The organism is Chryseobacterium sp. RU33C (assembly GCF_900156015.1).
GTDB lineage: Bacteria > Bacteroidota > Bacteroidia > Flavobacteriales > Weeksellaceae > Chryseobacterium > Chryseobacterium candidae.
On sequence record NZ_FTMT01000004.1, the window covers coordinates 225,119 to 244,067 of the forward strand.

Genomic DNA, 18,949 nt, shown 5'->3' on the forward strand with positions numbered 1-18,949 from the left:
TTAAATTAATAAATATTAAATTATTTCCAGCTATCATTGACCATTAATCTTGTATCATTTATATTTATTCTACTTCTTCAAAGAATTTTTTTACTTTTTCCATAAGCGACTGTCCGAAGGTCAGTTTCGCCTTTCTGTTCTCCTGTCTCTCATTTTCAAAAGACTGCTGCTCCTGAACGGGTACTGCCTGTTGAATAGCCTGAACCGTTTCCGGCTGTGCTGAAGGCGTTTCCTGCTTGGGCTGCTCAGTAACAATCTCTCTTTCTTCGTCAGCATTCTGCTTTTTGTCTCTGATCTTTAAACTCTCCATCAGTAATCCGATAGAAGTAGCAAATTCAGGACCTTTCAGGTACTGATTTTTGTCGTTGGCGATATATTCATTCGCAAAACCGATTCTGCTGTCAAAACCTGTCGTATAATTGGCAAGCTGACGAAGGTGTTTCAGATTTGAACCCCCTCCAGTAAGAACGATTCCGGCAATCAGTTTTTTCTTTTGTTCAAAAGCACCGTAAGCTTTCAGTTCTGTATTCACCATTTCCAAAACTTCTTCTACTCTCGCGTTAATAATCTGCGCTAAAGTTTTTAAAGAAATCTCTTTGTCCGGTCTTCCGTGAAGTCCGGGAATGGTTACAAAAGTACTGTCTTTTTCTAATTCGGGAACAGCCGAACCAAACTTTACTTTCAGTTGTTCTGCGTGTTTCTCTATAATGGAACAGCCTTCTTTGATATCTTCGGTAATAATTCCGCCTCCGTATGGAATCACACAGGTATGACGGATGATATTATCTTTAAAGATTGCAATATCTGTTGTACCACCACCAATGTCAACAATTGCCACACCGGCTTCTTTTTCTTCTTTTGTAAGTACAGCTTCTGAAGATGCCAATGGCTCTAAAGTAAGGGCTTCCATTTCTAATCCGGCTTCACGAACGCACCTTGCAATATTTCTGATACTGCCCATTTGCCCTACTACAACGTGGAAGTTGGCTTCTAAACGTTTTCCATGCATTCCGACAGGTTCCTGAATTTCACCCTCGGAATCTACTTTATATTCTTGAGGAAGTACGTGGATAATTTCTTCTCCGGGAAGCATAACCAGCTTTTTTACCTGATCTTTTAATGCTTCGATGTCGTCGTCTGTAATAAATTTATCAGGATGTTCACGCATAATATAATCGGAGTGCTGCAGAGAACGGATGTGTTTTCCTGCAATACCTACTGTTACTTTGCGGATAGGAACTCCGGCACTGGATTGTGCTTCGGATACTGCAGCCTTGATTGAATTAATAGTTTGTGAAATGTTATTCACAATACCTTTATGAACACCAAGACTTTTAGCTTTTCCTACACCGAGAACTTCTATTTTCCCGTGTGCATTCCTTCTTCCGACAATCGCGACTATCTTCGTTGTCCCGATGTCCAGACCTACTGAATACTCTTGATTTTCCATTTTATATCGATTTGATTTTTTCTACTTTTTTATCTATAAGGATAGTTTCCTATTTGTGTATAACTTATTCTATTTTAACTTTTGCCTTAGGCTTGGACTGGGCCTTGACGGGTGGCTTTTTCTCTGCTTTTTTTGTTTCTTTTGTTTGTCCTTTCGGTTTTGTGCTCTCTTTCGGCTTTACCGAGGTGGAGCTGGTCTTTTTTACCTCTGCTATTTTGGGTTTAGCTTCCGTCTTTTTAGCGGCTGTTGGGGAAGGAACTTTTGCCAATTCCATCTTTCCTGCCTTTAAAATACTGTCGTTTTCTTTAAAATAAGGGTTTAAAGTAGTGACAATCTGATTCTGATATTTCACAGAAACCATACTGTATTTCTGAGGGTCCTGATACACCAGGTATTTTTCCACAAACGTTTTAAATCCTTTTACTTTAAAATCAATATTATCAAGATCTCCGATCTCAACTCTGTAGTTTCCTTCGCTTGTCAGAAGATTATAACTGTCTTTATTTTTAGAGATTCCGATAAAGTATTTCTTACTGAAATCATCTTTATCAATTTTTTCTACCAGTTCTGCCAGCTTCTCATATTCATCAGGCTTTACGTTTCCGGTTACCAGCATACATGGATGTGAGTAGGTTCTTGAAATAGGGAATTCAATTCCTTTTTCATCCACATAAAAGTCTTTTCCGTCTTTATTTAATCTGAAAACAGGTACTCTCTGTTTGATATCCAGATTCAGCTTTCCATTCAGGTTCAAGTAGACGTTGGCACTGTCTACCGCCGGAAGAGAATTTATTCTTTTTTCTAAAGAAGGGATATTAAGGTCTCCTACTTTTCCTGATGGATTTTCTTTTTTTACTAGTTCCCTGATGTCTTTTTCATCCACGAAATAGACCGGAGTTTTCTCACTCATTTTTACAGAAATCTTATTGTCTGTAATCTGTTGGTGGCTGAATCTCTTCAATGAGAAACTCAGTAACAATCCAAGGATGATTACCGTGACAACAATTTTTAATATTCTGTATTTATTTTTCATATTTTTCTTTAATCACAAAGGATGTAAAGCAGTTTTATTTTCTTTATAATTTATTTACAACTCGTTTTACTCCATTTTTGAATAATATTGAATGGAAGTTCAAAATCATTCCAAGTTTTATATCTGTTATTCTTAAATAATTTAAAAGCTGGAAAAAATGATAATCATTAATCTCCTGAATTGCCTTTATTTCAATTATTACTTTGTTTTCAACTAATAAATCTACTCTGAACGCTTTAGAAATTTTTAATTCTTCATATTCAATGTCGATATTTTTTTGACTTTCTACATTCAATCCTCTATTTTTTAGTTCATAAACTAAACATTCTTCATATACATTTTCATAAAGCCCAATTCCAAGCGTACGATGTATTTTCATTCCAGCATCGAAAACAATTTCTGAAATTTTATTTTCAATCATACATTTTGTGTTTTTATTTTTAACGCTATGATCGCAAAGCAATCTTTTTATTTTTTCCGTTCGCGAGGGCGTTTCACTCAGCTACGGCTATATTTTTATAATTTGTTTTAATAATATAATTTGTTTTTCTCATTTGCTGAGTGAAACGCCTTTGCGAACGATTTTATACTTTTATTCGCGAACGCAGCGTTTAATCAAACCTTTTCTATCCATTCACAAATAGGATCATACAGGGTGTCTATATTTCCTGCACCTACCGTAAGAAGGATATCAAAATCTTTTTCTTTTATTTTTTCAAAAGCATCGGATAATGTGGATACTTCTTTTTTATCTAATGTTACCTTATCCAACAGCCAGCTTGAAGTAATTCCTTCAAAATTTTCCTGAAGCTCTCTTGCAGGGTAAATGTCAAGAAGGATCAACTCATCTGCTTTGCTTAAACTTTCTGCAAATCCGTCTGCAAAATCTCTTGTTCTGCTGAAAAGGTGAGGCTGGAAGGCTACCAACAGCTTTTTATCAGGATAAAATGTTCTGATTGAACTCATTACAGCATTGATTTCTGTAGGGTGGTGAGCATAATCATCAATGTAAATTTTACCGTTTTGATAAATATGTTTGGTATATCTTCTTTTAATTCCTTTAAAATTGGCAATTGCTTTTTTCAGCGTATCAAAATCTGCGCCTAAATTATGCAGAATAGCCAGTGCTACAGTGGCATTTTCCACATTATGAATCCCCGGAATTTCCCAGACAAAATCTTTAACTGTTTCGGTTGGGGTATGGAAATCAAAATAAATTTTATCATGATCCATACGAAGGTTGTCTGAATAATAATCTGCAGGCTCATTTACCGCATAAGTCTGATGCCCTCTGCCAATTTCCAGACCTTTTCTTACAAAAAGTTGTTTGTCTTGAGGAACTAACGCTGCGAATTGTCTGAATCCTTCTTCAATATGATTTATATCTCCATAAATGTCCAGGTGATCAGCATCTGTAGAAGTTACTACTGCCCAGTCTGGAGACAGGTTCAGGAAGCTTCTGTCATATTCGTCTGCCTCTACCACGGAATATTTGGAACCGTTGTACAGGAAGTTGGATTTAAAGTTTTCAGAAATTCCTCCCAAAAAACATGAAAATGGAAGATCTGCTTCTTTGCATAAGTGAGCCACAAGGGTAGACGTGGTAGTCTTTCCATGAGTTCCTGCAACAGCTATACAATCTGTATTTTCTGTGATTAATCCTAAAACTTTAGCACGTTTCAACACTTCAAACTGATTTTGGTTGAAGAAATCAAGGATTCCCAGTCTTTTAATGGCTGGCGTATAAATAACTAATGTATCTTCTTTTTTAAGGGAAGTGATCCTTTCATCAACAAGGTCTTCAAAAACAATATCAATCCCTTCATTCATCAGATTCTGAGTCAGTTTTGTATTGGTTTTGTCATAACCCAATACTTTTTTTCCGGATGCATTGAAATAGCGTGCTAACGCACTCATTCCAATACCTCCGATTCCAACGAAGTAAAAAGTCTGATATGTTTGTAAAATGTTCATTTTATATTTAATCTTTAATAACTTCTGAACCAGTTCAGAGTTTTATTTTTATTATAAAGCTTTCATCAGCTAACATTCATGACCCTTAATAAATTATATTTTAACGGTGTCAGGCTGAGCTTGTCGAGGCCTTCTAATCTTTCATCCTATTTTTTGATAACATTGGTAATAAGTCCCAGTTATCATTTATTATTGCTTCCTTCTTTTTTCTACTCCAACCTTTAATTTGTTTTTCAAAGCTTATAGCTTGAGTAGCATCATTAAATTCATGATAGAAAACAAGTTCTACAGGTTTTCTTGTATACGTGTAACTTTCAGGATTAAATCCGTCATTATGTTCATTAATTCTTCTTTCCAAATCGTTGGTAAAGCCTGTATAATAAGAATTATCAGAACATTTTACAATGTATACATAATATATTTTCATTCATTTGTGTTTGCTTACTGACCCTTCGACAAGCTCAGGGTGACAGATCTAATACTAACTGTTTTATTGTATTTATGTCAGGCTGAGCTTGTCGAAGCTTTTCCTGATTATTTTATTACTTTAAAAATCTCGTTTACAATCTCTTTTGCAGCATTTGGCTTAGCAAAATATTTCAGATTGTCGGACATTTCTTTTCTTACATTTTCATTCTCGCAGATCTCTGATAATGTATTCCAGAATTTTTCCTGCATTTCAGAGTCTTTTACCATTCTGGCTGCATTTTTTTCAACCAGATTCATGGCATTTTTAGTCTGGTGATCTTCCGCTGCAAAAGGGAAGGGAACCAAAAGGACCGGTTTCTGTGCTACAGCCAGCTCAGAAATGGCAATGGCTCCGGCTCTTGAAACGATGATATCCGCTGCAGAATAAGCCAGTTCCATATCTTTAATGAATTCAAGGATCTGAATATTTCTGGTGTCTGTATCTTTTGTTTCTGCTAAAATATCTTTATAATCAAGCTTTCCTGTCTGCCAGATCAGCTGATAATCTTTATCTACAATTTGTTTTAAATGAGACTTCCATGCATTATTCAGAGTTCTGGAGCCTAAAGAACCTCCTACAGAAAGAATCGTAAGTTTATCTTTATCCAATCCCATTTTTTCTTTTGCATGAGATGTTTCCTGCATTCCTGAAACAATGTTTTCACGGATCGGATTTCCCAGGAATTTTATTTTCTCTGCCGGGAAGCCTTCTACTTTTGGATAAGCGGTGAAAACGGCTTTAGCTTTCTTGCTTAAAATTTTATTGGTTACTCCTGCATGGGCATTCTGTTCCTGGATGAAAATCGGAATTCCCATTTTGCTTGCTTCATAAAGAGCGGGTCCGCTGGCAAATCCTCCTGTTCCTACAGCAAAGTCGGGAGTGAAGTTTTTGATAATCCTTTTAGATTTTGATAAACTTTTCAGAATCTTAAAAGGAAGTCCCAGGTTAGACAACAAATTTCCTCTGTCGATTCCTGCGATATCAATTCCTTCAATTTTATAGCCTGCCTGTGGAACTTTTTCCATTTCCATTTTGCCGTTGGCGCCAATGAACAAAAATTCTGCATCAGGAAATCTTTTTCTGATCTCATCTGCAATAGCGATGGCCGGGAAGATATGTCCTCCTGTTCCTCCGCCGGATAATAGTATTTTTAATTTTTTGTCCATTTTAAGCGATATCGTTTATTTCTGCTATACTTTGTTTTTTACCCATTCCTTCTTCATCATAAATCTGAATCCTTGAGCTTATATTTAAAATAATGCCTAACTGTAAATAGGTTACCAGCATTGAGGTTCCTCCGTAACTGATCAAAGGCAGCGGCTGCCCTGTTACCGGGATCAGGTTTACAGCAACGGCTATATTTACCGAAAGCTGGATAAAGATCATTACCCCGAGACTGAGCACAAGCAACGATCCGAAGAAGGCTGGCATTTTACTGGCAATCATTACAATCCTTATCATCATGATCAGGTATAAACAGATCAGGAAAGCCGCTCCTATAACTCCATACTCTTCTACGATGACCGCGAAAATAAAGTCGGAGGCCGATTGCGGAAGCATTTGTTTTAAGGCACTTTTTCCTGGTCCCATTCCGGTAATTCCTCCGTGAACAATGGCTGCCTTGGCCTGCATTACCTGATAATTTTTCGCTTTTACGCTTTCATCATCTACATCAGCTGATTTTGCTTTGCTTGAGGTAAATGTTTCGATCCGGCTCATCCATGTATGTACACGGTTTCCGCCAATCATGTTCGTATTAAGGGCAATTAATAAAAATAACACAATGGCAACAAATGACGCAGAGATAAATCCTGCAATGTATTTCCAGTGAAGCTGTCCTATAACGAGAACGATTACGGATACCATCAGAATCATTAATGCCGTTGAACCGTTATCTTTGGCTACCAGTACAAAGACAAGCAGAATAGGCCCGAAAATATACATGATATTCTCTATCGGAAGCCTTTCTCTGGTGATCTTCTTGGTTAAATATCTGCACAGGTAGATGATCAGCATTAAAAACGCAAATGATGAAGGCTGGAAAGAGATCGGTGTTCCCGGGATTTTCAGCCATCTGGAAGCACTGGCTCCGTCAATGGTCTGTCCGGTAAACATGGTAACGATCAGCAGAATAATCATCAGGCCGAGCAGAATACTGCTGAGCTTTCCGATGTATTCGTATTTTATAGTTCCTACCAGTCTCATAATGGCTAGCCCCAGGACTACAAAGAACATGTGTTTGATAACGTGGCCTGTTGTGGTCCCATTATTGACAATGTATTCAAGATTTGAACTTGCAGAGTATACGGGGAAGATAGAGAAAATGGAGATCACAAGGATGACCATCCAAAGTACTTTATCGCCCTTTAGAAATTCAAATCTGCTTTCTGTGTTCTGTTCGTCCATAATTTTGTATTGATGTATGATGTACAAAGTAAAATGTACTTTTTACATCTGACATTTTACATTTTTACTTTAATACCTGCTCTTTAAACTGGCGTCCTCTGTCTTCATAGCTTTTGAACAAGTCAAAGCTTGCGCAGCATGGAGATAATAAGACCGTATCGCCTTTTTTAGCCAGTGATTTTGAAATTTTCACGGCTTCTTCCATGCTTGAAGTATCATAAATAAACTCTTTCTTATCTTTAAAGAAATCGACGATCTTCTTGTTATCTACTCCAAGGCAAACAATTGCCTTTACTTTTCTTTTGACTAAATCTTCAATTTCGGTATAGTCGTTTCCTTTATCTAAGCCACCAACAATCCAAACAGTTGGCGTTTTCATACTTTCTAAGGCGTAGTAAGTAGCATTCACATTGGTTGCTTTACTGTCATTGATGTATTTTACGTTATCAATTTCAGTAACGAACTCTAATCTATGCTCTACGGCCTGGAATGTCATCAATGAATGTCTGATACTTTCATTGTTAATTTTTAAGATCTTACCGGCAATGGATGCAGCTAAGCTGTTGGCCACATTGTGATTTCCCAGCAGAGACAATTCTTCAACTTTCATTGAGAATTCGTCTTTCATTTTTACTACAATTTCATCATTATTAATGAATCCTCCTTCCGTCAGCTTCTCTTTGATAGAGAAAGGAATCATTTTCGCCTTTATTTCAAGCTTTTCAAGAAGATTTTTACTCATTTCGTCATCTTTGTTATAGATGAAGAAGTTATCATTCTCCTGATTTTCCGTGATTCTGAATTTGGCCAGAGCATATTCTTCATAGTTGTAGTTGTACTGATCCAGGTGATCCTGAGAAAGATTCAGCAATAAAGAAATATATGGTCTGAAATTCTGAATATCATCCAGCTGGAAAGAGCTTACTTCCAGTACATAATATTCATGATTTTCATCTGCAACCTGCCTGGCAAAGCTGTATCCTATATTTCCTCCCAAACCTACATTCAATCCGTCATTTTTCAGGATATAATAGATCAGGGACGTGGTGGTTGTTTTTCCGTTGCTTCCGGTAATGGCAATGATCTTTGCATCTGTAAATTCAGAAGCAAATTCAATTTCAGAGGAAAGTCTGATTCCTTTTTCATGAATTTTATGAATGATGTCTGCCTTTTTCGGAATTCCCGGGCTTTTTACGATCCAGTCAGCATTTAAAATTCTTTCTTCATCGTGATTTCCTTCTTCAAATTCAATTTCATTATCGGTAAGAAACTGCTTATAGTTATCCTTAATGGCTCCTTTATCTGAAAGAAATACTTCCAGACCTTTTTTCTTAGCCAGATAAGCAGCTCCGCATCCGCTTTCTCCACCTCCTAAAACAACTATTTTCATATTATAAAAGCTTTATGCTATAGGCTTTAAGCTTTATGCTTATTGCTTACAGCTTTTAATTTTTATCTCATTTTTAGTGTGATCAGACATACAATCGCCAATATTACTCCAATGATGATCATTCGGTTTACGATTTTGCTCTCGTGGAAACCTTCTTTCTGATAATGATGGTGTAGTGGTGACATTTTGAATAGTCTGTTGTTTTGAGCATATTCCAGCCCGAATTTTCTTTTTCTGTATTTGAAAACAACTACCTGAAGCATTACGGACAGGTTTTCAATTAAGAAGATTCCGCACAATACAGGAATCAGCAGTTCTTTTCTTAAAATAATGGCCAAAACGGCTATCACGCCTCCCAGCATCAGACTTCCGGTATCTCCCATGAAAACCTGCGCGGGATAGGTGTTGTACCAGAAGAATCCGATCACGGCACCTACCATTGCCACGGCGAAAATGGTGGTTTCCCCCATGTTGGGAAGGAACATGATATTGAGGTAGTCTGCAAAGATGATGTTCCCTGAAAGGTAAGCGAAAAGAGCAAGTGTAAGTAATATAATGGCACTTGTTCCTGCTGCGAGACCGTCAATTCCATCGGTGATATTAGCTCCGTTTGAAACGGCTGTTACAATGAAGATCACGATAGGAATAAAGACAATCCATGCCCACTCATGGGCATCTTTATCATTCATCCAAAACAAAATTCCACTATAGTCGAACTCATTATTTTTGGCAAAAGGAACGGTGGAAACAGTGATTTTTTCTGTAGGCATAAAGTTTTGCTCTACATTATTTCGGTTCACCACCTTGGCATCTGCATATTTTCTTTTAACGGTAATGTCAGGGTGGAAATACATTGTAATTCCGACAATTAGCCCTAAACCAACCTGTCCTACAATTTTAAATTTACCACTTAAACCGTCTTTGTTTTTTTTTATTTTCTTTAAGTAATCGTCCAGAAAACCAATAGCACCCATCCAGAACATAGAAACGAGCAGCAGAACAATGTACACATTGGTAATTCTTGTAAACAGCAATACCGGAATGATGGTTGCCAGAATAATAATAAGGCCTCCCATGGTAGGGGTTCCCTCTTTTTGTTTCTGCCCGTCCAATCCCAGATCTCGTACCAATTCTCCCATTTGTTTTGTTCTCAGGTAATTGATGACTCTTTTTCCGTAGACAAGAGCAATAATCAATGAGAATAATACAGCCATTCCGGCACGAAAAGAAATGTATTTCAACATTCCTAATCCCGGAACGTGAATTCCATGGTTGGTTAGATATTCGTATAGATAGTATAGCATGCTTCTTTTTTTTATTATTTAAAAATTTAATTTATTTAAAGATTTAAAGATTGGGTTTCTCAATATTTTCACTTAAATATTTAATAAAGTTTGAAATGTTTGAAGAAATTTCCTTAGAAAGAATTATAATTTCTTCAGCTTTATTTTCATCCCCTAATTTTAATCTTTTACTTACAATCAGCATACTTCTTACTTCAGCGCAGCTGCCTTTTGCAATTTTTAAATATCTGATAAATTGTCTGTTATTATTATACTCTGAGCCTTCTGCAATATTGTTACTAATTGAAAAACTTGCTCTTTTTATTTGGTTATTAAATTCAAATTCTTTTTCAAAATTTTGACTTCGAAGAAATTGATACACTTTTTCAATAAGATCTAAACTTTTGATGTATACAGGGAAATTTTCAAAATTCTTTGTCATTATCAAATTTTTAAATCTTTCAATGAATTCAATCTTTTAATCTATTTGGACATTAATTTCCAAAGCTCATTAATTACTTCTTTGTCATCAAAATGATGTTTCACACCATTGATCTCCTGATAGGTTTCGTGGCCTTTGCCGGCAACTAAAACAATATCTTTGGGTTCTGCAAACTTGATGGCCATTTTTATGGCTTCTTTTCTGTCCGGAATTGAAGTGTATTTGCTGAAATTCTGAGGTTCAACACCTGCTTCAATTTCTTTGATGATCTGTGCAGGATCTTCTGTTCTCGGATTGTCTGAAGTGATGATTGCCAGGGTTGATTTTTTAGTGGCAATATTTCCCATTTCAGGTCTTTTGGAGTGATCTCTGTCTCCTCCACAACCGAATACAGTAATTAATCTTTCGTTTTTGGTTCTGATATCGTTAATGCTGTCCAGGATGTTTTCCAAAGCATCCGGAGTGTGTGCATAGTCTACGATAAAGAATATTCCGCCATCAGATTTGAAGGTTTCAAATCTTCCGGAAACTCTTTTTAACTGGCTGATAGCCTGAAGAATTTCATCCTGCTGAAAGCCGAGTTCAGAAGCAATTCCGAAGACAAGCAGTAAATTATATACATTGAATTTCCCGGTAAGGGTCGTCCAGAATTCTTTTCCGTTGAAATTCAACAGCATTCCGTTGAAATCCACTTCCAATAATTTCCCGTGATAGTCTGCCATGGTTTTCAAAGCATAAGACTTCTTTTTAGCCTTGGTGTTCTGAAGCATGACGTTACCATTTTTATCATCTACATTGGTGATAGCGATGGCGGTATCTTCTAATTGATCGAAGAATCTTTTCTTCGTCTTTAAATATTCTTCGAACGTTTTATGATAATCTAAATGATCATGAGTAAGGTTGGTAAAGCCTGCTATTTTGAAGTGTAATCCTTCAATTCTGTTTTGGGCAATTCCGTGGGAGCTTACTTCCATGAAGGCAAATTCACATCCTTTTTCTACCGCTTCAGCCAAAATTCTGTTGATGGTAATAACATCCGGAGTGGTGTGGGTAGCCGGAATAACCTCTTCACCAATTCTGATTTCAACAGTAGAAAGTAAAGCAGCCGGATATCCAAGGTTTTTGAAAATATCAAAAAGAAGTGTGGAAACGGATGTTTTTCCGTTAGTTCCTGTAACTCCTATCAGTTTTAACTTCTGAGAAGGGTTTCCATAGAAATTAGAAGCAAGGTGGCCTAAGGTTTTAGATGAATCTTTTACCTGAATATACGTTACATTTTCAACCAAAGTTTCGGGAAATTCTTCGCAAACGATTGCTGCAGCTCCTTTTTCAATAGCAGATGCAATGAATGAGTGACCATCCACCACCGTTCCTCTCATCGCAATGTAAAGAGCGTTTTCTGTAACCTTTCTGCTGTCGATCACCAATTCAGTAACCTCACGGTTGTTGTCACCGTGGATTTCCATTACTGGGATTCTGTTTACTAATTCTGTTATAATCATCTTTATCAATAAGGCTTTGCCTTATTCTGGTTTAAATGGTCCTTCCGGAACCTTGGTTTTAATTTTGCAAAGACAAATAAATTCTCTGGTTTTTACTGATTGTTGTGCCTTCCAGAGGGAATTGTTCTTTAATTCTTCCTACTCCTTTATAATCGACACGGTAGCCTAAGTTTTCCAGCTGCGGGATTACGTTTTTCCCGATTAATCCTACTACATTAGGCATTTGCTTATCATTGACGGCTACTTTAACATTAGGTTCTACCATTTTGCTCAGGTTTACCTTTTTGTCTACCAGCATTTCTTTTTCAATATTCTGAGGTGTTTTCAGGAATGTTTTTCCTGCAATTTCTTTAAACACCGGTGCTGAAACGGAACCTCCATAAAATCCTTTTGCGGTATTAGGCTCACTGATCATTACATAGCACGTATATTTTGGGGCATCAGCCGGATAGAATCCTGCAAATGATGCACGGTATTTCATTGGGCCAGGCAGCCAGTATTCAAATCTTGCAGTACCTGTTTTTCCTGCCATTTTCAGGTTAGGAGTAAAAATACTTCGTCCTGTTCCTTTTTCTACAGCTTTGGTTAAAGCGCTGGTCATCATTTTAATCGCTTTTTCAGAAGCCATTTTATTCACCATCACTTCAGGCTTCGCATTGTACATTACCTTTCCGTCTTTCATGATTTTATCAATGAATAAGGGCTTAAGCATTTTGCCTCCATTGGCAACTCCGTTGTAGAAAGTTGTAAGCTGCAGCAGGTTGATGTTGGAAGAGTACCCGTAAGAAATGGAAGCCAGCGTTGCTGCATTCCATCTTTTATTTTGTGGAGTTACGATCTTCGGTTTTGTGATTCCCGGAAGTTCTATATCCATTTTATCGAATAATTTCCAACGTTTCAGGTGGTCAAGGAAAATCTGAGGCTTTTCTGCATAATACTTTGTAATCAGCTTTGAAGTTCCTACGTTACTGGACTTTGCCAATACATCACTGATATCATATGTTCCTCCTCCGTGGCCGTCAGAGATTCTCTGTTTTGCATATACCCAGACTCCGTTTCCTACGTTTACCGTTGTGTTTTCATCAATGAATCCGTCGTCCATTGCTGCTAAAAGCGAAATGGTTTTAAAAGTAGATCCAGGTTCGATATTATCTTTCAGCGCATAGTTGTAAGAGTCTTCGTAATCTCCTGATTCTGTTCTTCTTAAATTGACAAGAGCACGTACTTTTCCGGTTTCAACTTCCATGACAATTACGGTCCCGTGTTTTGCCTCAAAATTAATCAGCTGTTTCTCAAGAGCGGAGTGCGCAATATCCTGAATTCTAAGGTCTAAAGTGGTATACACATCTTCTCCGTCTACCGGTTCCTGCACCTTCCAGAAGTCGATAGGCTTCCATTGGGAAGAATTTATTCTTTGCTCCAGTCTTTTTCCGTCTGTTCCGGTTAAATATTTTGAGAATGCACCTTCCAGCCCGGATTTAAGCTCGCCGTTATCCATACCGATAGTTCCGGCACCGATTTCCGAAGTAGCCAATTCTCTTTTATAGTTTCGGTCAACGATAAATCCTCCTTTATTTTTCCCTTTTTTGAAGATCGGAAACTTTCGGATTCTGTCGTACTGATCGAAATCAAGACCTTTTACTAAAGTATAATACTGGTTTTTCTTTTTCTTCTGCTCGTCAAACTTCTGTCTGAATTCTCCTCTTGATTTTCCGAACATTTTGCTCAGAGAATCAGTAAGTGCTCCGATGTTGTTGGAATACACCGTATCTTTCATTGTTTTGAAGTCAAGATAGATGTCATATCGCATTACAGTGGTAGCGAGAATTGAGCCGTCGGACGCAAAAAGGTTACCGCGGGCAGCTTTTAAAGTGGCTTCACGATAGTTTTTATTAATGTAATCATCCTTTATTTCCTGAACATTGGTATTCTGAAGGACTACAATTCTTGCCAGGAACATGACAAACACGCACAAAGCTACCACTGCAAAGAGGTAGCCCCATCGTAAGGTTTTCTTACGTTTATTGTCGTATTCATTTTGCTTTTGCATCTGTACTGTCCAGTTTTATTAGCAATTTGTGAGGATGGTTTTCCAGGGTCATTAGTGAATCCCGGGCAACCTCTTTCCCCAGCTCTGATTCCATTTTTACTTTGATCAGCTTACTCTGGGCGTAAGCGTTTCGTGATTTGTATTCTTCTGTTTCCTCTTTTAAGGCGTTTACAATTTTTATTTTTTTATTGACGAGATGGTTGGTATAAATCATGGCCATCATCAGAACAAACAACAAGAGAAAATACTTATAATGTATTTTGATCTCATCACGATTCAGAAAGTTTCCTTTTATAATGTCTATAAAAGTGAGTCTTTTCTGGGGGCGATTTGTTGTTCTTTTTGCCAAAGTTTTGTTTATAATTGATTAATGATAAATGATGATCGATATTTTAAAATCATTTATCAATTATCTGTTATCATTTATACTTTTATTCCTGTTCTCATCTTGGCACTTCTTGCTCTTGAGTTTTCTTCAATTTCCCGGTCATCAGGAATGATTGCTTTACTCTTTATCAATTCAAATGCCTTTTTATAATTTCCGTAGATATCTCTTTCCGGTTCTCCTTCAAACATTCCGTTTTTCAGGAATCTTTTTACCAAACGGTCTTCTAAGGAGTGATAAGAAATAACCACTAATCTTCCTTCCGGTTTCAATACATTAAAAGCCTGAACCAGCATTTCTTTCAATACTTCAAGTTCCTGGTTGACTTCAATTCTTATCGCCTGAAAAAGCTGAGCATAGAATTTATTCACCTTGTGAGGCGGAATATAGCTGAACAATTTTTTCAGATCTTCCGTAGTGTCTATACTTTTTGTTTTTCTGTGATGAACAATTTCTCTCGCCAGCTTTCTTGCTTCTCTTAATTCTCCATAGTGATAGAAAAGATCTGCAAGCTCACTTTCTTCATATTCATTAATCACTCTTTTGGCATCCAGATTCTGCATTACATTCATTCTCATATCCAAAGGAGCATTGCTTCTTGTTGAGAATCCTCTGTCTGCTTCATCAAACTGGTGGGAAGACACGCCTAAGTCTGCCAAAACACCATCCACCTGTGAAACTCCATACATCAGCAATGAGTTTTCCAGAAATCTGAAATTCTGATTAACTAATGTAAACCTTGGGTCATCAATTGTATTTTTAAGTGCATCCAGGTCCTGATCAAAACTGAACAATCTCCCCTTGTCGGAAAGTCTGCTCAGGATTTCTCTTGAGTGGCCTCCGCCTCCAAAGGTGCAGTCCACATATATTCCGTCAGGATTCGTCACCAAATCATCAACACTCTGCTTCAACAAAACGGGGTTATGATACATGCTTAATTGTGTTTTTTATTTACTATATAATCAATTAATAACCTACTCCAGTTATTCTTCATCGAAAGAGCCCATTACATCTTCAGCCAGGCTTGCAAAATCAGCTTCGTTGGTAGCAATTACCTTCTCATAGGCATCTTTGTCCCAAATCTCAAAGAGCTCTCCTGCACTGGTAATCACAATGTCTTTCTGAAGATTTGCGAAAACCGTAAGGTCTTTAGAGATCTGTAATCTTCCTGCATTATCCAACTCTACTGTTTTTACTCCTGCTGTAAACATTCGTATGAAATCAGCATTCTTTTTTATGAATCTGTTCAGTTTATTAATTTTGCCCATCAGTTTGTCCCATGCATTCATAGGGTAAACTTCCAGGCAGGGTTGGAACACAGATCTTTTGACTACAAACGCCTTATCGTCGAAGTTTTCCATCTGTTTGATTAAAGATGAAGGAACTTTTAAGCGGCCTTTGTCGTCAATTTTACACTCATATGTCCCAATGAAATTTTTCATTTGGGACAAATTTATATAATAATTTCCAAAATTTCCCACTTTTTCCCACTTTTTGACTCAATGTTAATAAGTTTTATTAAAGATTGAATTTCAATAATGTAAAATACTGATATGAAGATACTTGCTAAAAGTCTTATTTAGACCATAATAAAGAGGTTTTGAAAAAAAAAGTTAAAAAGGAGAATATTATATTATTTTTATCTTAAATTAGGATAATCAAAATTTTTTTGAGGTTTAATTTGTATTTTTGCAGGGCTTTATTAAGGCGTTTTATGATATTTAGTACAAAAAAAGAAAAGAAATATTCCTATGTAGAAGCGGGAGAAGGACATCCATTGGTGCTGTTGCACGGGTTAATGGGTGGTTTGAGTAATTTCGATAAAATGGTAGATTTTTTTTCGGATAGAGGCTTCAAAGTATATGTTCCTCAGCTGCCGATCTATGATCTGCCGGTACTCAATACCAACCTTACCACTATCGCAAAATATATAATCAAGTTTATAGAAAGTCATATTGAGGGACCTGTCTCTATTGTAGGAAACTCAATGGGCGGTCATGTAGGGCTTATTTTAACTTTGGCAAGACCGGATCTGGTAAAGAATCTTGTTCTTACAGGAAGTTCCGGATTGTATGAAAGGACTTTCGGAGACAGCTTTCCGAGAAAGAATGACCGTTCATATATCAGAAAGAAAACGGAAGAAGTTTTCTATGATCCAAAGGTAGCAACAGAAGATCTTGTAGATGAAGTTTTTGCAGTGGTGAATGACAGAATGAAAGGAATCAAGACGGTAATGCTGGCGAGAAGTGCCATTAAACACAACATGCTGCATGATCTTCCGAAGATTGTGACGCCTACCTGTCTGATCTGGGGTAAACAGGATAATGTGACTCCTCCTGAAGTGGCAGAAGATATGCACAAGTTTATTCCGAATTCCGATTTATTCTGGATTGATAAATGCGGCCATGCAGCCATGATGGAAAAACCGGATGAATTCAATGAAATCCTGTACAACTGGATAAAAGATAAAGTTTAAAACATATAAGTAACCATTAAGAGCTTTTCTTAATGGTTTATTTTTCTAAAATACATTCAAAAAATGATTATCAAAACAGCAGAGTTTGTAAAGAGTAGCGGAAAATGGCAGGAATGCCCGGAACCAAATATTCCCGAATATGCTTTTATCGGAAGATCGAACGTAGGAAAATCATCACTGATCAATGCCATGATGAATCATAAAGATCTGGCTAAAACATCACAGACCCCGGGAAAAACCCAGCTGATCAATCATTTTTTAGTGAACGAAAACTGGTATCTTACTGATTTACCAGGATATGGCTATGCAAAGGTTTCAAAAGTTCAGCGAAAGGATTTCGAAAAGCTGATTACCAATTATATTCTGAACAGAAGAAATCTTGTTAACCTTTTTGTTCTGGTAGATGTGAGACATACTCCGCAGAAAATTGATCTTGAATTCATCCAGTGGTGTGGTGAAAGCGGAATACCGTTTTCCATTGTCTTCACAAAGGCAGATAAACTGAAACCGAATGCGGTTATCAAAAACGTTGAAGACTATAAAGCCGAGCTTCATAAAACATGGGAAGATCTTCCCGAATTGTATATTACCTCAGCAGAAAAGAAGGAGGGAGGAGATAACATTCTTGATTTTATCCAAAAGACCAATGATTTTTTAAAGAATAATAATATAAGCTTCGATGAGTAGTAATATGATCTGGAAAATTAAAACATTTGATGAGTTTACGGTTCCGGAATTATATGCAGTACTGAAGGCACGAATTGATGTTTTCGTTATTGAGCAGAACTGTCCTTATCCTGATCTGGATAATTATGATCAGAAGGCAGTGCACATCTGGGCTGAAGAGGGCGGGCAGGTTTTAGCCTATTGCCGTGTTTTTGATAAAGGCATAAAATATGAGGAAACTTCTATCGGCAGAGTTCTGACAACAGAGCATGCGAGAGGTAAAAGCCTGGGGAAGCAATTGATACAATATGCTGTGGAAACTATAGAAAACCGTTTTCATACTTCTGAAATCAAAATATCTGCACAGGATTATCTTTTAAGATTTTACAGTGGGTTCGGATTTGTAGATACAGGGAAGAAATATCTGGAAGATGATATTCCGCATACGGAAATGATAAGAAAATAAAAAAGCGGAGAATAAATTTCTTCGCTTTTTTGATAGTTAATTATATTGTGTTTGTTTTATTTTCCTGAAATCGCTTTTAAGATGATAGGCTCCAGATTGGAAGGAAGATCGGCAGATTTGATTTGATACTTTGTAATTTTCATTTCTTTAAACCAGTTTTCCCAATACTCTTTAATAACAGCTTCTTCAAAAGGGTTTCCTTTTTCGGGATTGATTCCTAAAACAATGACTTCGAGATTACTCAGATTTTCATTCGCTTTTACAAATCCATAACCGTTTTTTTCAATGGCATCTTTGAAGTTTGAGGTAGTTAGGTTGTTAGCTTTTACAAGTTTAGTTGTTAGATAAGACGTTTTGTGTGAGTTTTCCTTGTTTTCGTCAAACTTGGTGTTTTGATGATACATATATCCGTCTGTCAGAATGAACAGAATATTCCTTTTATCTTGTTTTATACAATAATCGTTGACCTTGTTTTTAAAGAATTCCCAAATATCTGAGCCTACAAATTTTCCGTCTTTTATAGCAGACTGATAAATGTTTAAAGGTAATTCAACATATTTTTTATCTACGGAATCAAAATAACTTCTTGGAATGTCTTTATTGAAAGAAACTTTCAGCTCTTTTGTGAAATCATTTATCTTAGGGTCAGAAGGTTCCGGATTGAAGAAAACCTGCATCTGATCATCGTATGTGATGATTTTCTTGGATTTAATATGATTGATGAATCCTTTTTCAATGGCTTTAATGTATTCCACATCTCGTAGGTAATATTCCATTGTTGGGTTCGGATTTGTTTTAGGATCAATTCTATCAGAAAGGTCAATTAAAATACTGAGATTGATGTTGCTTGAGTCAACAACAATAGAATCTTTCTTTTCTGTATTTGTTCCGTCATTCTTGCCTTTGCAACAAGAAGCCAAAGAAATAATGAATAATAAATAGAATATCTTTTTCATA

The 18,949-nt window shown here is 36.7% G+C and carries 19 protein-coding genes; 3 read left to right on the plus strand and 16 right to left on the minus strand.

Features of this window, described 5'->3' with window-relative positions:
- Window positions 1–64: 64 nt before the first annotated feature.
- The 15 genes from ftsA to mraZ all read right to left on the minus strand — a co-directional run bounded on the left by ftsA (window position 65) and on the right by mraZ (window position 15,826).
- Complete coding sequence (gene ftsA / locus BW946_RS05865; protein WP_076595263.1) at window positions 65–1,450, minus strand: cell division protein FtsA; 1,386 nt, start codon at window positions 1,448–1,450, stop codon at window positions 65–67.
- A 64-nt stretch (window positions 1,451–1,514) separates the two neighbouring features.
- The gene (locus BW946_RS05870) at window positions 1,515–2,483 is read right to left on the minus strand and encodes a cell division protein FtsQ/DivIB (RefSeq protein ID WP_076595264.1); all 969 of its coding nucleotides are present in this window, start codon (window positions 2,481–2,483) and stop codon (window positions 1,515–1,517) included.
- Between the two features lie 43 nt (window positions 2,484–2,526).
- Window positions 2,527–2,904 (minus strand): GxxExxY protein, encoded by a 378-nt coding sequence (locus tag BW946_RS05875; RefSeq protein ID WP_076595265.1) that lies wholly within the window; start codon window positions 2,902–2,904, stop codon window positions 2,527–2,529.
- Window positions 2,905–3,098: 194 nt separating this feature from the next.
- On the minus strand, window positions 3,099–4,457 hold the full coding sequence (murC, locus tag BW946_RS05880; protein ID WP_076595266.1) for a UDP-N-acetylmuramate--L-alanine ligase: 1,359 nt from the start codon (window positions 4,455–4,457) through the stop codon (window positions 3,099–3,101).
- A gap of 133 nt (window positions 4,458–4,590) precedes the next feature.
- Window positions 4,591–4,884, minus strand: coding sequence for a GIY-YIG nuclease family protein (locus BW946_RS05885; protein WP_076595267.1), 294 nt, complete (start codon window positions 4,882–4,884; stop codon window positions 4,591–4,593).
- Between the two features lie 107 nt (window positions 4,885–4,991).
- Window positions 4,992–6,092, minus strand: a complete 1,101-nt coding sequence (gene murG / locus BW946_RS05890) for an undecaprenyldiphospho-muramoylpentapeptide beta-N-acetylglucosaminyltransferase (RefSeq protein ID WP_076595268.1) — start codon at window positions 6,090–6,092, stop codon at window positions 4,992–4,994.
- Between the two features lies 1 nt (window position 6,093).
- A complete protein-coding gene (locus BW946_RS05895) occupies window positions 6,094–7,332 on the minus strand; it encodes an FtsW/RodA/SpoVE family cell cycle protein (protein WP_076595269.1) in 1,239 nt (412 codons plus the stop codon).
- 64 nt (window positions 7,333–7,396) lie between these two features.
- Window positions 7,397–8,722, minus strand: coding sequence for a UDP-N-acetylmuramoyl-L-alanine--D-glutamate ligase (murD, locus tag BW946_RS05900; protein WP_076595270.1), 1,326 nt, complete (start codon window positions 8,720–8,722; stop codon window positions 7,397–7,399).
- A 62-nt stretch (window positions 8,723–8,784) separates the two neighbouring features.
- Window positions 8,785–10,026, minus strand: a complete 1,242-nt coding sequence (gene mraY, locus BW946_RS05905) for a phospho-N-acetylmuramoyl-pentapeptide-transferase (protein ID WP_076595271.1) — start codon at window positions 10,024–10,026, stop codon at window positions 8,785–8,787.
- Window positions 10,027–10,069: 43 nt separating this feature from the next.
- The gene (locus tag BW946_RS05910) at window positions 10,070–10,447 is read right to left on the minus strand and encodes a four helix bundle protein (protein WP_076595272.1); all 378 of its coding nucleotides are present in this window, start codon (window positions 10,445–10,447) and stop codon (window positions 10,070–10,072) included.
- Between the two features lie 41 nt (window positions 10,448–10,488).
- Window positions 10,489–11,949 (minus strand): UDP-N-acetylmuramoyl-L-alanyl-D-glutamate--2,6-diaminopimelate ligase, encoded by a 1,461-nt coding sequence (locus BW946_RS05915; protein ID WP_076595273.1) that lies wholly within the window; start codon window positions 11,947–11,949, stop codon window positions 10,489–10,491.
- 58 nt (window positions 11,950–12,007) lie between these two features.
- Entirely contained in the window at window positions 12,008–13,999 is a 1,992-nt protein-coding gene (locus tag BW946_RS05920; protein ID WP_076595274.1) for a penicillin-binding transpeptidase domain-containing protein, read from the minus strand.
- Complete coding sequence (locus BW946_RS05925) at window positions 13,983–14,348, minus strand: FtsL-like putative cell division protein (RefSeq protein WP_002981890.1); 366 nt, start codon at window positions 14,346–14,348, stop codon at window positions 13,983–13,985. The genes BW946_RS05920 and BW946_RS05925 overlap by 17 nt, the downstream gene beginning before the upstream one ends.
- A 74-nt stretch (window positions 14,349–14,422) precedes the next feature.
- Entirely contained in the window at window positions 14,423–15,316 is an 894-nt protein-coding gene (gene rsmH / locus BW946_RS05930) for a 16S rRNA (cytosine(1402)-N(4))-methyltransferase RsmH (protein ID WP_076595275.1), read from the minus strand.
- A gap of 51 nt (window positions 15,317–15,367) precedes the next feature.
- Window positions 15,368–15,826, minus strand: coding sequence for a division/cell wall cluster transcriptional repressor MraZ (gene mraZ, locus BW946_RS05935; protein ID WP_041461948.1), 459 nt, complete (start codon window positions 15,824–15,826; stop codon window positions 15,368–15,370).
- A gap of 272 nt (window positions 15,827–16,098) precedes the next feature.
- Between mraZ and BW946_RS05940 the strand changes: the two genes are divergently transcribed.
- The 3 genes from BW946_RS05940 (at window position 16,099) to BW946_RS05950 (ending at window position 17,992) form a co-directional block, all read left to right on the plus strand.
- Window positions 16,099–16,860 (plus strand): alpha/beta fold hydrolase, encoded by a 762-nt coding sequence (locus BW946_RS05940; protein WP_076595276.1) that lies wholly within the window; start codon window positions 16,099–16,101, stop codon window positions 16,858–16,860.
- A gap of 63 nt (window positions 16,861–16,923) precedes the next feature.
- Complete coding sequence (gene yihA, locus BW946_RS05945) at window positions 16,924–17,547, plus strand: ribosome biogenesis GTP-binding protein YihA/YsxC (RefSeq protein WP_076595277.1); 624 nt, start codon at window positions 16,924–16,926, stop codon at window positions 17,545–17,547.
- Window positions 17,540–17,992 carry a GNAT family N-acetyltransferase gene (locus BW946_RS05950; RefSeq protein WP_076595278.1) on the plus strand — a complete coding sequence of 151 codons (453 nt, stop codon included), beginning with the start codon at window positions 17,540–17,542 and terminating at the stop codon, window positions 17,990–17,992. The genes yihA and BW946_RS05950 overlap by 8 nt, the downstream gene beginning before the upstream one ends.
- A 56-nt stretch (window positions 17,993–18,048) precedes the next feature.
- Here the strand turns inward: BW946_RS05950 and BW946_RS05955 are convergent, their stop codons facing one another.
- Entirely contained in the window at window positions 18,049–18,948 is a 900-nt protein-coding gene (locus tag BW946_RS05955; RefSeq protein WP_076595279.1) for a hypothetical protein, read from the minus strand.
- Between the last annotated feature and the right edge of the window lies 1 nt (window position 18,949).